This window comes from Pseudomonas sp. PGPPP4 (assembly GCF_002256045.1).
Classification (GTDB): domain Bacteria; phylum Pseudomonadota; class Gammaproteobacteria; order Pseudomonadales; family Pseudomonadaceae; genus Chryseomonas; species Chryseomonas oryzihabitans.
This window is the reverse complement of sequence record NZ_NKID01000025.1, coordinates 1-14,224: the sequence shown is the minus strand read 5'-3', so window position 1 is coordinate 14,224 and position 14,224 is coordinate 1. Positions and strand designations below refer to the sequence as shown.

General features: G+C 63.1%; 16 protein-coding genes. 13 read left to right on the top strand and 3 right to left on the bottom strand.

The features are described from left to right. The coding region (locus CFE50_RS22540; RefSeq protein WP_286737272.1) for an integrase core domain-containing protein at window positions 1-123 on the top strand (123 nt) is incomplete at its 5' end. Window positions 124-266: 143 nt separating this feature from the next. On the opposite strand, the gene CFE50_RS22535 is transcribed toward CFE50_RS22540, so the two are convergent. Together CFE50_RS22535 and ygfZ are read right to left on the bottom strand one after the other, a co-directional pair. After that, the gene (locus tag CFE50_RS22535; protein WP_027598573.1) at window positions 267-1,097 is read right to left on the bottom strand and encodes an HDOD domain-containing protein; all 831 of its coding nucleotides are present in this window, start codon (window positions 1,095-1,097) and stop codon (window positions 267-269) included. A 41-nt stretch (window positions 1,098-1,138) separates the two neighbouring features. Further along, window positions 1,139-2,056, bottom strand: coding sequence for a CAF17-like 4Fe-4S cluster assembly/insertion protein YgfZ (ygfZ, locus tag CFE50_RS22530; protein WP_286737271.1), 918 nt, complete (start codon window positions 2,054-2,056; stop codon window positions 1,139-1,141). A 122-nt stretch (window positions 2,057-2,178) separates the two neighbouring features. Between ygfZ and CFE50_RS22525 the strand changes: the two genes are divergently transcribed. Then, window positions 2,179-2,436: an FAD assembly factor SdhE gene (locus CFE50_RS22525; protein ID WP_007161988.1), complete on the top strand. Its 258-nt coding sequence runs from the start codon at window positions 2,179-2,181 to the stop codon at window positions 2,434-2,436. Then, window positions 2,420-2,872, top strand: coding sequence for a protein YgfX (locus tag CFE50_RS22520; protein WP_241809345.1), 453 nt, complete (start codon window positions 2,420-2,422; stop codon window positions 2,870-2,872). Before CFE50_RS22525 ends, CFE50_RS22520 begins: the two co-directional genes overlap by 17 nt. Here CFE50_RS22520 and nadB read toward each other — a convergent pair. Continuing rightward, the gene (gene nadB / locus CFE50_RS22515) at window positions 2,829-4,451 is read right to left on the bottom strand and encodes an L-aspartate oxidase (protein ID WP_286737270.1); all 1,623 of its coding nucleotides are present in this window, start codon (window positions 4,449-4,451) and stop codon (window positions 2,829-2,831) included. The two genes, CFE50_RS22520 and nadB, sit on opposite strands and share 44 nt — an antisense overlap. 329 nt (window positions 4,452-4,780) lie before the next feature. Between nadB and rpoE the strand changes: the two genes are divergently transcribed. From rpoE to pdxJ, 10 genes are all read left to right on the top strand, one after another. Further along, window positions 4,781-5,362, top strand: coding sequence for an RNA polymerase sigma factor RpoE/AlgU (gene rpoE / locus CFE50_RS22510; RefSeq protein ID WP_026083736.1), 582 nt, complete (start codon window positions 4,781-4,783; stop codon window positions 5,360-5,362). 33 nt (window positions 5,363-5,395) lie between these two features. Next, complete coding sequence (locus tag CFE50_RS22505) at window positions 5,396-5,923, top strand: sigma-E factor negative regulatory protein (RefSeq protein WP_286737269.1); 528 nt, start codon at window positions 5,396-5,398, stop codon at window positions 5,921-5,923. Between the two features lie 221 nt (window positions 5,924-6,144). Next, the gene (locus tag CFE50_RS22500) at window positions 6,145-7,569 is read left to right on the top strand and encodes a DegQ family serine endoprotease (protein WP_007161993.1); all 1,425 of its coding nucleotides are present in this window, start codon (window positions 6,145-6,147) and stop codon (window positions 7,567-7,569) included. A gap of 147 nt (window positions 7,570-7,716) precedes the next feature. After that, window positions 7,717-9,516, top strand: coding sequence for a translation elongation factor 4 (lepA, locus tag CFE50_RS22495; protein WP_007161994.1), 1,800 nt, complete (start codon window positions 7,717-7,719; stop codon window positions 9,514-9,516). A 5-nt stretch (window positions 9,517-9,521) separates the two neighbouring features. Continuing rightward, window positions 9,522-10,376, top strand: a complete 855-nt coding sequence (lepB, locus tag CFE50_RS22490; RefSeq protein ID WP_286737268.1) for a signal peptidase I — start codon at window positions 9,522-9,524, stop codon at window positions 10,374-10,376. Next, window positions 10,373-10,768, top strand: coding sequence for a DUF4845 domain-containing protein (locus CFE50_RS22485; RefSeq protein WP_007161996.1), 396 nt, complete (start codon window positions 10,373-10,375; stop codon window positions 10,766-10,768). The genes lepB and CFE50_RS22485 overlap by 4 nt, the downstream gene beginning before the upstream one ends. Next, entirely contained in the window at window positions 10,765-11,454 is a 690-nt protein-coding gene (rnc, locus tag CFE50_RS22480; RefSeq protein WP_007161997.1) for a ribonuclease III, read from the top strand. Before CFE50_RS22485 ends, rnc begins: the two co-directional genes overlap by 4 nt. After that, window positions 11,447-12,352: a GTPase Era gene (gene era, locus CFE50_RS22475; RefSeq protein ID WP_027598581.1), complete on the top strand. Its 906-nt coding sequence runs from the start codon at window positions 11,447-11,449 to the stop codon at window positions 12,350-12,352. The genes rnc and era overlap by 8 nt, the downstream gene beginning before the upstream one ends. A gap of 2 nt (window positions 12,353-12,354) precedes the next feature. Further along, entirely contained in the window at window positions 12,355-13,038 is a 684-nt protein-coding gene (recO, locus tag CFE50_RS22470; RefSeq protein ID WP_027598582.1) for a DNA repair protein RecO, read from the top strand. Window positions 13,039-13,041: 3 nt separating this feature from the next. Beyond that, complete coding sequence (pdxJ, locus tag CFE50_RS22465) at window positions 13,042-13,782, top strand: pyridoxine 5'-phosphate synthase (protein WP_286737267.1); 741 nt, start codon at window positions 13,042-13,044, stop codon at window positions 13,780-13,782. Window positions 13,783-14,224: the final 442 nt, after the last annotated feature.

Here is a 14,224-nt window from a genome sequence, read left to right as displayed (position 1 = left end):
CAGCACTTACCCGCGTGGCTGCATCACTACAACTGGCACAGGCCACATTCCAGCCTCAACTACCAACCGCCAATCAGTCGCGCTCCGTTGCCACTGAATAACGTACTGGGTTTACACACCTAGGCCTTGTCCAAAAGTGCCTGTGCTTGGCCATGCTGCGTTAAAAATCCGTTCGGAATGCTCATTTACCACTCGTAAACTCCGCTTCCTCACGGATTTTTGCCTTGCCTGACCTTCGCTCGGCGACTTTTCAGACAGGCCTAGGCTCAGCCCAGCAGGGTGCGCGACTGTTCCACCGCGTCCCAGAAGGACTGATCCTGGGCCGGATCCGGCTGATTGTTCAGCCCCAGGCGGATACCGGCGGGCAGCGTCTGGACCGCGATCTCCTGCTGACCCTGGCGCTGCGCGTGCAGCTGGGTCGCGACCTGCACGATATCGGCATAGTCGGCCGCCGCGGGCTGCCGCTCCAGTGCCAGATATTCCCGCGGTACGCAGGCGATGTCGGCCGGGAAATCCCAGACCTTGAGAATGCGTTCGCCGATCTGCGGATGGATGCGCGCCGTCACCTGGTCGAGGGTGATGGCGTTGGCCAGCAGGTCTTCCTGTTCTTCGGCATAGGTGAGTATCGGCAGCACGCCGATCTGGTGCACCAGGCCGGCGAGCAGGGCGCGGTCGGCCATCAGCCGCGTGTACTTCTTGCACAGCGCATGGCTGATCGCAGCGATCTCGGTGCCCTGACTCCAGACCTCGCGCATCTTGCGATCCACGGCGTCGCTGGTGGCCTGGAACATCTGCTGCATGGCCAGGCCCGTGGCCAGATTCGCCGTGTAGTTGATACCCAGGCGCCCGACCGCCATCTGCAGATCGGTGATCTCCTTGCTGGTGCGCAGCAGCGGGCTGTTGACCACCTTGATCAGGCGCGCCGTCAGGGCGGCATCCATGGCGATCACCCGGCTCAGCTCGGCGACGCCCACGTTGGGGTCTTCGGCCGCTTCTCTGACCTTCAGTGCCACCTCGGGAAGGGTGGGCAGCACCACGCGATCGGTGTCTATCGCGTGGAGAAGATCCTGAACAACTTTTTCGGCAAGAGGAGTCATGACATACCTGTGTGAGGAGCGGATAAAGGCGATCCCAACCTTCAGCGCTTTATTTCACGATCGCTATCGAGTGAGTAGGGCAAATCGAGTAAACGGCAGTTTGGCCCGTCCGAGCTGCCCACCGAGACACGTCCGTCCTCGGCGGCATCGCCCTGCAGCACCGCCAGGAATTCGCAACCCGCTGGGCTGGCCGCCGCGAGCACCACCTCGCCCACGCTGCTGCCGTGCACCGGAGAGAACAGCTCAGTACCCACGGCAGGGGGCTGCTCGCTGCTGGCGAGGCGATAGAGACGCCGCTTGAGCTTGCCCAGGTACTGCATGCGCGCGACGATCTCCTGGCCGGTGTAGCAACCCTTGCGAAAGCTCACGCCGTCCAGCGCCTGCAGATTGATCATCTGCGGGACGAACAGCTCGCGGGTCGCGCCGAACACCTGGCCCACGCCAGCCCGTACCTGGGCCAGCAGCCATTCGTCGAGCGCCACCTCCGGCAGCGCCGGCGCCGCTGCGTCGACCGCGCGCCAGGTCTCTACCCGGCTATCCTCCAACCGCAGGGCGAAGCCGCCCTCGAGCGGCGCCACGGCATTGGCCTGCTCGCCCAGCGCCACGTCGGGATAGGCGCTGGCGAAGCCGACGGCCGAGAGTCCCAGCCGTTGCCATTGCGCGCTTTCGTCGGTCAGCACCGACTTGGAGAAGACCGCATATTTCTTCAGATCGGTCAGCAGCGGCTCGACCAGCTCCGTGGCCATCGCCAGCAGATAGCCGTCGGCCTGCTTGACGATGCGGAAGCTGGAGACCAGCCGTCCCTTGGGCGTGCAGCGCCCTCCCAGGCCGGCCTGGTCGTCAGCGAGATAATTGAGGTTGCAGGTGACCTGCCCCTGGAGAAACTTGGTCGCATCGACCCCGCGGATGGCCAGGACGCCTTCGTGGGTCAAGCGGCAGAAATACGGCGAGTCGGCCATTGCGGCTGCAGCTCCCTGTCGAGTGAAGCCGCTCATCATAGGCGCGCCCGGAGGGAATGTCAGGCGCACTGCGCGGCGGGGCGCTTCGGGCTTATACTGCGCCGATTGTCGCAGGAGTCCCCATGAGTACCGAAGCTACCGAACTCAACAGATTGTACTGGCACAGCCGTCGCGGCATGCTGGAACTGGATGTATTGCTGGTGCCCTTCGTCAAGGAGGTCTATGCCTCCCTGGGCGCGGAAGACCAGGCACGCTACCGCAAGCTGCTCGAGTGCGAGGATCAGGACATGTTCCACTGGTTCATGCAGCGCGGTGAACCGGAAGACGCCGATCTGCAGATCATCGTGCGCATGATCCTGGACCGTGTCCAGCCGGCTTGAGCCCTTCGAATGTCGCTGGAGCGCCTCCGCCGGCCTCCTGCGACTGCATGCCCTGGCCGCCTTCGCCGCGGGGATCTGCCCCTGGCTTGCGGCCATTCCCTGGACGCTCAAACCGCTCCTGACGCTGCTGGTGCTCTGGTCCTGGCACCGCGTGCGCCAGCGCCAGCTCCAGCAGCGCTGTCCAGAGGTCCCACGCGGTTTGCGCCATGGCGCCGAGGGCTGGCAACTCTGGTCGCCGGCGACCGGTTGGCAGGCCATCCAGGTGCGCCCGGACAGCCTGGCCCTGCCGCGGCTGGTGGTCCTGCGCTATCGACTGCCGGCCGCAAGACGCACCCGCAGTCTCTGCATCGCCCACGACAGCCTCGCCGCGGACGCTCATCGCCGTCTGAGAGTCAGGCTTCGCTTCGCTCCGCGTCGGTTCGCGGCACCAGAATAGTGTCCCGGGCGCTGCTGGCGAGTTGTGGATAGTCCAGGGTGAAGTGCAGACCGCGACTCTCCTGGCGGGCGAGGGCGCTCTCGATGATCAACTCCGCCACCTGCGCCAGGTTGCGTAGCTCGATCAGGTCACGACTGACCTTGTAGTTGCTGTAGAACTCGTCGATTTCGTCCATCAGCAGGCGAATGCGATGGCGGGCGCGCACCAGCCGCTTGGTGGTGCGCACGATGCCGACATAGTCCCACATGAAGCGGCGCAGTTCGTCCCAGTTGTGGGCGATCACCACGTCTTCGTCCGAGTCCGTCACCTGGCTGGCGTCCCAGTCGGGGAGGTCGCGCGGCATGGCGATCTCGGCCGCCTGCGCCTGGATGTCCAGCGCCGCCGAGCGGGCATAGACGAAGCACTCCAGCAGCGAATTGCTGGCCATGCGATTGGCGCCGTGCAGACCGGTGCAGCTGGTTTCGCCAATGGCATAGAGGCCGCCGAGGTCCGCGCGCCCGTGCTGGTCGACGCGCACCCCGCCGCAGGTGTAGTGCGCGGCCGGCACCACCGGGATCGGATCCCGGGTGATGTCGATGCCCAGTTCCAGGCAGCGGCGATAGACCGTGGGAAAGTGCTCCTGCACGAAGTCCGCCGGCTTGTGGCTGATGTCGAGAAAGACGCAGTCGATGCCCAGGCGCTTCATCTCGTGGTCGATGGCGCGCGCCACCACGTCGCGAGGGGCGAGATCGGCGCGGGGGTCGAAGCGTGGCATGAAGCGCTCGCCATCCGGCAGGCGCAGGACGGCGCCTTCGCCACGCAGGGCTTCGGTGATCAGAAAGCTGCGCGCATGGGGGTGGTAGAGGCAGGTGGGGTGGAACTGGTTGAATTCCAGGTTGGCCACCGAACAGCCGGCGCGCCAGGCCATGGCGATGCCGTCGCCGCTGGCGCTGTCCTGATTGGTGCTATAGAGGTAGGCCTTGCTGGCGCCGCCGGTGGCCAGCACCGTGAAGCGCGCGTGCAGGGTATCGACCTGGCCGCTGGTCCGGTCGAGCACATAGGCGCCCAGGCAGCGCGCGCCCGGCCGGCCGAGCTTTTCCGTGGTGATCAGATCCACCGCCACCCGCTGGCTGAGCAACTGGATGTTGGGTCGGCCTTCGGCGGTGCGCAGCAGGGTGTCGAAGATGGCCATGCCGGTGGCATCGGCCGCGTGGATGATGCGCCGGTGGCTGTGGCCGCCTTCGCGGGTCAGGTGAAAGCCCAGGCCACCCTTGCCGGCGTCCTGCTCGCGGGTGAAGGGTACGCCCTGATCGATCAGCCACTGCATGGCCTCGCGACTGTGCTCGACGGTGAAGCGCACGGCGCCTTCGTCACACAGTCCGGCGCCCGCGATTAGGGTATCCTGCACGTGCGCCTCGACGGTGTCGCCTTCGTCCAGCACCGCGGCGACGCCGCCCTGGGCCCAGTAGGTCGAACCATGCGCCAGTTCGCCCTTGCTCAAGACCGCGATGGACAGCGTCGCCGGTAGATTGAGCGCGAGCGTCAGGCCCGCGGCGCCACTGCCGATTACCAGGACATCGAATTCCAGATGACGCGCCATGACGTTTCCTTCTCACCGGGACGGCGAGTATAGGAACAAGGCGGCTGACGGCATAGCCATCGGATGGATCGGCAGGGAACTCGCGGGCGTCAGGCGGGGTCTATGTACAGATAATTGCTCATCCGTGCGGCCGGAATGCCAAGACGAGAATGGGCCATCTGCCAAAGCTAATTCAGTGACACCCAGGAGCGATCAGCAGCCATCTTAGTGCTCGCTCATCAACTGCTGTGGAGGGGAGAACTTTCGTGCAACAGCCCAGTCTAGCAGCGCGCGTCGATAGTGAAAGCAAGGACGATACCGAGCTGCAAGCCAAGGACAGCAAGCAAGCCCTGCCCACCCAGGAGCAGGATCAACAACTGGTCGAGCGCGTACAGCGCGGCGACAAGCGTGCCTTCGATCTGCTGGTGCTCAAGTATCAGCACAAGATTCTCGGTCTGATCGTGCGTTTCGTTCACGATACCCAGGAAGCCCAGGACGTCGCTCAAGAGGCTTTCATCAAAGCCTATCGCGCGCTCGGGAACTTCCGTGGCGATAGTGCTTTCTACACCTGGCTCTATCGCATCGCCATCAACACGGCAAAGAACCATCTGGTTGCCCGGGGTCGTCGTCCACCGGACAGCGACGTCAGTGCCGAAGATGCGGAATTTTATGAAGGCGACCATGCTCTAAAGGATATCGAGTCCCCAGAGCGGTCCCTTTTGCGGGATGAGATCGAGGCCACCGTGCATCGGACCATCCAGCAGCTCCCGGAAGATCTGCGTACCGCGCTGACCCTTCGTGAGTTCGAAGGCCTCAGCTACGAGGACATTGCGAACGTCATGCAATGCCCGGTGGGAACGGTCCGGTCTCGGATTTTCCGAGCTCGGGAAGCGATAGACAAAGCATTGCAGCCCCTGCTGCGTGATGCATAGACAGCGGCGACAGCTTTTAGAGAGGTAATACGTATGAGTCGTGAAGCCCTGCTGGAATCCCTGTCCGCTGTTATGGATAACGAAGCGGACGAATTCGAAACCCGGCGTGTCATCGCCGAGGTCAGCAAGGACCCGGAATTGCGCGCCACCTGGTCGCGCTACGCCATGGTCAGCGCCGTGATTCGCGGTGAGCCCATGCTGCCGAATCTGGATATCGCCAAAGGCGTCACCAGCACGCTGGAGCGTGATGAGGCCGTCGCAGCCCCGGCAGCGCCTGTCGTTGCCCAGGCGCGCAAGAGTGGCTGGTCGAGCCTGGGTCGTGTCGCGGTCGCCGCGTCCGTGACCTTCGCGGTACTGGCAGGCGTGCGGATGTACAACCAGTCCGACGTCTCCACCCAGGGTCTGGCGCAGCAGGCGCCGAGCCAGCTGACCGTGCCGCAACCCGCGCGTAGCCCGGCCGTGCTGGCTAGCTTCAGCGAAGAAAGCACCAAGGCTAATGCCGAAGTCAAGGCTGACAAGCCGATGGCAGGTGAAAAGCAGGAAGCTCCTGCCCAGCGTTGATTCGCTGGCTTCACCTCGAAACGGCGTCCGGACTCTGTTCCGGGCGCCGTTTTTTTTGGCCTGCCGGATGTCCGGATGGGGCGCAAAATGCTTCGAAAGCTATCGTTCAGCAAGGGCGTGCTATTTCTGCTGCCAGTCGTCTCTGACTGTGCCGCCGTTGCGGAGCAGGCAGGTCGCCAGCGATGTGTTCAAGTCATTGGATAGAGTGGAGCTGCACGCGCATGCGCAATCTAAAGCATTACACGGCCGCCCTGATGGGGCTCTGGCTGATGGGACTGACGGCCATGGCTCGGGCCGATCTGCCGGATTTCACCGGCCTGGTCGAGGCGGCATCTCCAGCGGTCGTCAACATCAGCACTCGCCAGAAAATTCCCGAAGGTCGTGGCGCCGGCGCCATGACCATGCCCGATCTGGAAGGCCTGCCGCCGGGCATCCGTGAATTTTTCGAGCGCAGCATCCCGCAGATGCCGCGCGGTCCCCGTGGCAAGCAGGAGCAGGCCCAGTCCCTGGGCTCGGGCTTCATCATCTCGCCCGATGGCTACATTCTGACCAACAACCATGTGGTCGCCGATGCCGACGAGATCCTGGTACGGCTGTCCGACCGCAGTGATCACACCGCCAAGCTGATCGGCGCGGATCCCCGCACGGACGTGGCCCTGCTGAAGATCGACGCCAAGGACCTGCCCACCCTCAAACTGGGCAATTCCGATCAGCTCAAGGTCGGTGAATGGGTCCTGGCCATCGGTTCGCCCTTCGGCTTCGATCACTCGGTCACCGCCGGTATCGTCAGCGCCAAGGGTCGCAGCCTGCCCAACGAAAGCTATGTGCCCTTCATCCAGACCGACGTGGCTATCAACCCGGGCAACTCCGGCGGTCCGCTGTTCAACCTCAAGGGTGAGGTGGTCGGGATCAACTCGCAGATCTTTACCCGCTCCGGTGGCTTCATGGGGCTGTCCTTCGCCATTCCGATCGATGTCGCCATGAACGTGGCCAATCAGCTGAAGACCGAAGGCAAGGTCAGCCGCGGCTGGCTGGGGGTGGTCATCCAGGAAGTGGACAAGGATCTTGCCGAATCCTTCGGCCTGGATCGTCCGGCCGGTGCCCTGGTTGCCCAGACCCTGGACGACGGTCCCGCAGCCAAGAGCGGCATCAAGGTTGGCGACGTCATCCTCTCGGTCAATGGCCAGAAGATCGAAGAATCCGCCGACCTGCCGCACCTGATCGGCAACCTCAAGCCAGGTGCCAAGGCCGACATGGAAATCATCCGTGAAGGCAAGCGGCAGAACCTGAGCGTCACCGTGGGCGACATGCCCAAGGACGACCAGGCCGCTTCCGGCGGCGAGCGTGGCTCCGATCGGGCCAGCAATCGCCTGGGCATCGCCGTGGCCAACCTGACCGCCGAGCAGAAGAAGACCCTGGACATCCAGGGCGGCGTGGTCATCAACAAGCTCAGTGGCGACGGTCCTGCCGCGGCCATCGGCCTGCGTCCGGGCGACGTCATCACCCATCTGAACAATCAGCCCATCGAGTCCGCCGCCGCCTTCGAGAAGATCACCTCGGCACTGCCGGCAGGGCGCTCCATTTCGATGCGCGTGGTGCGTGAGGGTCGCGCCAGCTTCATCACCTTCAAACTGCCGGGCAAGTAACGGCAGGGGACAAGGCGAGGGGCAGGCGACTGCCCCTTCTTTTTGTCCGCTCGAACGGCGCGAGTCCCCTTGTTTGCCGCATTCAGGTAAACTCCCCCGCTATTTTCCCGGCGGATGTTCCGCTGCTGGCTATTCGAGTGCTGATTCGTGAGTGATCTGAGCCATATCCGCAATTTCTCCATCATCGCCCACATCGATCACGGCAAGTCGACGCTTGCGGATCGGTTCATCCAGATCTGTGGTGGTTTGAGCGACCGAGAAATGGAGGCCCAGGTCCTGGATTCCATGGATCTCGAGCGCGAGCGCGGCATCACCATCAAGGCCCACAGCGTCACGCTGTACTACAAGGCCCAGGACGGCAAGACCTACCAGCTCAACTTCATCGACACCCCCGGCCACGTCGACTTCACCTATGAAGTCAGCCGTTCGCTGGCCGCCTGCGAAGGCGCGCTGCTGGTGGTGGATGCGGGGCAGGGCGTGGAAGCCCAGTCGGTCGCCAACTGCTACACCGCCATCGAGCAGGGCCTCGAGGTCATGCCGGTGCTGAACAAGATGGACCTGCCTCAGGCCGAGCCGGACAAGGTCAAGGCCGAGATCGAACACATCATCGGCATCGACGCCACCGACGCCGTGCCCTGCAGTGCCAAGAGCGGCATGGGCGTACCCGATGTCCTCGAGCAACTGGTCAAGGTCATTCCACCGCCCGAGGGCGAGATTGACGCGCCCCTGCAGGCGCTGATCATCGACTCCTGGTTCGACAACTACCTGGGCGTCGTCTCGCTGGTGCGCGTCAAGCACGGGCGGGTCAAGAAGGGCGACAAGATCCTGGTCAAGTCCACCGGCAAGGTGCACCAGGTCGACAGCGTCGGCGTCTTCTCGCCCAAGCACACCGAGACGGTCGATCTCAAGGCGGGCGAAGTGGGCTTCATCATCGCCGGCATCAAGGAAATCCTCGGCGCCCCGGTCGGCGACACCCTGACCCTCAGCGCCACCCCGGACGTGGCCATGCTGCCGGGCTTCCAGCGGGTCAAGCCGCAGGTCTACGCCGGTCTCTTCCCGGTCAGTTCCGACGACTTCGAGGACTTCCGCGAAGCCCTGCAGAAGCTGACCCTCAACGATGCGGCCCTGCAATACGAGCCGGAAAGCTCCGAGGCCCTCGGCTTCGGCTTCCGCATCGGCTTCCTCGGCATGCTGCACATGGAGATCATCCAGGAGCGCCTGGAGCGCGAATACGATCTCGACCTCATCACCACCGCGCCGACCGTGGTCTTCGAGGTGGTGCTCAAGGATGGCAGCATCATCTATGTCGACAACCCGTCCAAGCTGCCGGACCTGGCCTCCGTCGCCGAGATGCGCGAGCCCATCGTGCGCGCCAACATCCTGGTACCCCAGGAGCACCTGGGCAACGTCATCACCCTGTGCATCGAGAAGCGTGGCGTCCAGCGCGACATGCAGTTCCTCAGCAGTCAGGTGCAGGTCAGCTACGACCTGCCGATGAACGAGGTGGTCCTGGACTTCTTCGACCGCCTCAAGTCGGTGAGCCGTGGCTATGCGTCGCTGGACTACAGCTTCGATCGCTTCGAAGCCGCCAGCCTGGTCAAGCTCGACGTCCTCATCAACGGCGAGAAGGTCGATGCCCTGGCGCTGATCGTCCATCGCGACAAGGCGCACTACAAGGGTCGCGCCCTGACCGAGAAGATGAAGGAGCTGATCCCGCGGCAGATGTTCGACGTGGCGATCCAGGCGGCCATCGGCGGTCAGATCGTGGCCCGGACCACGGTCAAGGCGCTGCGCAAGAACGTTCTGGCCAAGTGCTACGGCGGTGACGTGTCCCGTAAGCGCAAGCTGCTGGAAAAGCAGAAGGCGGGCAAGAAGCGCATGAAGCAGGTTGGTAGCGTAGAGATTCCTCAAGAGGCCTTCCTGGCCGTGCTCAAGGTGGATAGCTGAAGCCCATGTCCTGGAACTTCCCTCTGTTGCTGGTTCTCGCGGTCGCCGTCTGCGGCGCCCTGGCACTCATCGATCTGCTGGTGCTCGCACCGCGTCGTCGCAAGGCGATCCAGACCTACGGGCAGCAGGTCAGCGAGCCTGATCCCGCGGTACTGGAGCAGTTGAACAAGGAACCGGCCCTGGTCGAGTACGGGAAGTCGTTCTTTCCCGTCCTGGCCATCGTGCTGATCCTGAGATCCTTCCTGGTGGAGCCGTTCCAGATTCCTTCGGGCTCCATGAAACCGACCCTGGAAGTGGGCGATTTCATCCTGGTGAACAAATTCGCCTACGGCATCCGCCTGCCGGTGATCGACCGCAAGGTCATCCCGATCGGTGATCCGCAGCGTGGCGACGTCATGGTGTTCCGCTATCCCAGCGATCCCAGCGTCAACTACATCAAGCGCGTCATCGGGGTGCCGGGCGATACCATCCGCTATACCAGCGACAAGCAGCTGTACATCAACGGCCAGCGCGTCAGCGAGGAACTGGTGGGTGACGAGCCGGGTTCCCTGGGCAGCGTCAAGCTGTTCAAGGAGCAGCTCGGCAAGGCCGAGCACCTGATCCGCGAAGAGATGACCCGCTACCGCATGGAGCCCGACCACGAGTGGAAGGTGCCGGCCGGTCACTACTTCATGATGGGTGACAACCGCGACAACTCCAACGACAGTCGCTACTGGGACGATCCCAGCATTCCCCGTGACCTGCTCGGCATGGTTCCCGACCGCAACATCGTCGGCAAGGCCTTCGCCGTCTGGCTGAGCTGGCCGGAACCCAAGCTGCAGAGCATGCCCACCCTGTCTCGCGTAGGTATCATCAGATGAATGAACGCAGAGTGTCCGGTCGTCCGTCGCGTCAGCAGGGGCTGTCGTTTCTCGGTGGTCTGCTCGCACTCTGCGTCATCGCCTTCCTGGCCAGTACGGCCATGAAGCTCGTGCCGCATTACCTGGACTACAATGCTCTGACCAAGGTCATCGAATCCATCGGCGACAACCCCGATAACCAGATTCGCAGCGTGTCCGACGTCTACAGCTACGTGGGGAAGGGTATGCAGGTGAACGACATCCGTGATCTCGATCTGCAAAAGGCCATGCGCGTCGAAGCCGACGGCAACCACCTGCAGATCCACCTCGACTATGAAAAACGTGAACACCTGATCCGCAACATCGATCTGGTCGTTCGTTTCAATCGTGATTTCCGTATAAATCTCCCGTGACATTATCTCTAGATCGCCTCGAGCGTCGGCTGGGTTATACCTTCAAGGACCCGGACCTGATGCTGCTCGCCCTCACGCACCGCAGCTTTGCCGGTCGCAACAATGAACGCCTCGAATTCCTCGGCGACGCCATCCTCAACTTCATCATCGGCGAAGCCCTCTACGATCATTTCCCCCAGGCCCGCGAAGGCCAGCTGTCCCGCCTGCGCGCCAAGCTGGTGAAAGGCGAGACCCTGGCCTTGCTGGCGCGCAGCTTCGAGCTGGGTGACTACCTGCGCCTGGGGTCCGGTGAGCTGAAGAGCGGCGGCTTCCGTCGCGAATCCATTCTTGCCGATGCCATGGAAGCCCTGATCGGCGGCATCTATCTGGATGCCGGCATGGATGCGGCCAAGGATCGGGTCATGGCCTGGCTCGGCCCGCAACTGCGGGAGCTGACGCCGGTGGATACCAACAAGGATCCCAAGACCCGCCTGCAGGAGTTTCTCCAGGCGCGGGCGTGCGACCTGCCGCGCTACGAGGTGGTCGCCATCGAAGGAGAGCCCCATTGCCGGGTCTTCTTTGTCGAATGCGAGATCGCCATGCTCAACGAAAAGACGACGGGGCAGGGCGCCAGTCGCCGTATCGCCGAACAGATAGCCGCCTCGGCGGCCTTGATCGCCCTGGGCGTGGAGAATGGTCATGAATGATGAGCTGAAGGCATCGCGGTGCGGCTACGTCGCCATCGTCGGCCGTCCCAACGTCGGCAAGTCCACGCTGCTCAACCATATCCTCGGGCAGAAGCTGGCCATCACCTCGCGCAAGCCGCAGACCACCCGGCACAACATGCTCGGCATCAAGACCGAGGGTGAGGTGCAGACCATCTATGTGGATACCCCCGGTCTGCACAAGGAAAACCAGAAGGCGCTCAACCGCTTCATGAACAAGACGGCCGTTACCGCCCTGCGCGATGTGGACGTCGTGGTGTTCGTGGTCGATCGTACCCGCTGGACCGACGAAGACCAGATGGTGCTGGAGCGGGTCCGCTTCGTGAAGTGCCCGGTGCTGCTCGCCGTCAACAAGCTGGATCGTCTGGAAGACAAGGCCGACATGCTGCCGCACCTGCAATGGCTGCAGGAGCAATTGCCGGAAGCCACGCTCATTCCGATCTCCGCCCAGCACGGCCACAATCTCGACGCCCTCGAAGAGCTGGTGGCCGAGCGCCTGCCTGAGGGCGAGCACTTCTTCCCCGAAGACCAGATCACCGACCGATCCAGTCGTTTCCTCGCGGCCGAGCTGATCCGCGAAAAGATCATGCGTCAGCTGGGGGCGGAATTGCCCTACCAGGTTGCCGTCGAGATCGAGGAATTCAAGTACGACAACGGGGTGTTGCACATCCACGGCCTGATCCTGGTCGAGCGCGATGGCCAGAAGAAGATCCTCATCGGCCAGGCCGGCGAGCGCATCAAGCGCATCGGCCAGGAAGCCCGCCAGGACATGGAAACCCTGTTCGACGCCAAGGTCATGCTCAACCTCTGGGTCAAGGTCAAAGGCGGCTGGTCCGATGACGAGCGCGCCCTGCGCTCTCTGGGTTATTCCGACCTCTAGCGATGCAGGCGTCCGAGCCGCTGTTCGTTCTGCATGCGCGTCCCTATCGGGAAAGCAGTGCGCTGGTGGACGTGTTCGGCGCCTTCGGCCGGGTCCGTACGGTGTTGCGCGCGGCCCGCTCCCGCTCCGGAAGTCTGGCCAGGCCCTTCATTCCCCTCGAGGCTCAGCTCAGTGGGCGAGGGGAGCTGAAGAATCTGCAAAAGGTGGCGGCCCTGGCGCCGCCCTATCTGCTCCAGGGGCAGGCGCTGTTCAGCGGCTTCTATCTGAATGAACTGCTGGTCCGGCTACTGCCCGCCGAAGATCCCTATCCCGCGCTTTTCGAACTCTATGGTCTGACCCTGGCGGCCCTCGCCCAGGGGCGACCGGTCGAGCCCCTGCTGCGTACCTTCGAATGGCGCCTGCTCGACCTGCTGGGCTACGGCTTCTCGCTGTCGCTGGCGCTGGATGGCCAGGCCATCGACGCCCAGCGCCTCTATCGCTTCATTCCGGACCAGGGCTTCGAAGCCGTCGACGAAGTTCGCCCGGGCTGTCTGGCCGGCGCGGAAATCCTGGCACTGGAGCGTGGCGAGTGGGACGATCCCACCGTAGTCCGCGCTGCCAAGCGCCTGATGCGCCAGGCCCTGGCGCCGCACCTGGGCAGCAAACCCCTGATGAGTCGCGAATTGTTCGCCAAGCCAAGTGAATAAGCCATGAAAGAGTTCAGTCGTGTTCTGTTGGGCGTCAACATCGATCATGTCGCCACCCTGCGCCAGGCCCGGGGTACCCGCTATCCCGATCCGGTCAAGGCGGCGCTGGATGCCGAGGAGGCAGGGGCGGATGGCATCACCCTGCACCTGCGCGAGGACCGTCGCCATATCCAGGAGCGGGATGTCCGCCTGCTGCGCGACCTCCTGCAGACCCGCATGAATCTCGAGGTCGCCCTGACCCCCGAGATGCTGGCCTTCGCCCAGGAGATCCGGCCCGAGCATGTCTGCCTGGTGCCCGAGCGCCGGGAAGAGCTGACCACCGAGGGTGGCCTGGATGTGCTGGGTCAGGTGCAGCGCATCCGTGACGCCATCGCCACACTGCCCGCTTCGGAAGTGTCCCTCTTTATAGATCCCGATCTGCAGCAGATCCAGGCGGCCAAGGACAGCGGTGCTCCGGTGATCGAGTTGCACACCGGTCGCTATGCCGAAGCCGAGACCCAGGAAGCGCAGGCCCATGAGCTGCAGCGCCTGACCAGGGCGGTGGAATTCGCCACCGGCCTCGGGCTGGTGGTCAATGCCGGTCATGGCCTGCACTACCATAATGTCCAGCCCATCGCGGCGCTGCCGGGTATCAACGAGCTGAACATCGGCCATGCCATCGTGGCCCAGGCAGTCTTCGTCGGCTTCAAGCAGGCGGTCAGGGACATGGCCGAATTGATCCGCTGCAACTCAATCGTAAAATAACTGTTGACCTGTCCTGAAACTCCCCTATAATGCGCCCCAATTCCGGCGCAGACGCTGAAGCGGCTTGAAAATCAAGCACTTAGGTCTGGGTCGGGCGAGGGGTCCACGGATTCTTCGCCATTTGGCTCTCACCTCAGGGTGACAGCGAAATGAAGCGGAGGGGTTGACAGCGTCTCAGGATGCTGTAGGATTCGCCTCCCGTTGCCGAGATTGGCTAGACCAGTCAGGCAAGCGCAAGTGGTTGAGTTGAAACAAAAAAATTCAAATCAACGCTTGACAGGATGTGAGGACAGCGTAGAATGCGCGCCTCGGTTGGCGACACGGTCGCAACCAACTGCTCTTTAACAAGTTGAATCAAGCAATTCGTGTGGGTGCTTGTGAGATAAGTCTGATGTCGCAAGATTATCAGCAACACAAGTAACTCGTGAATTCATGAGTTTTT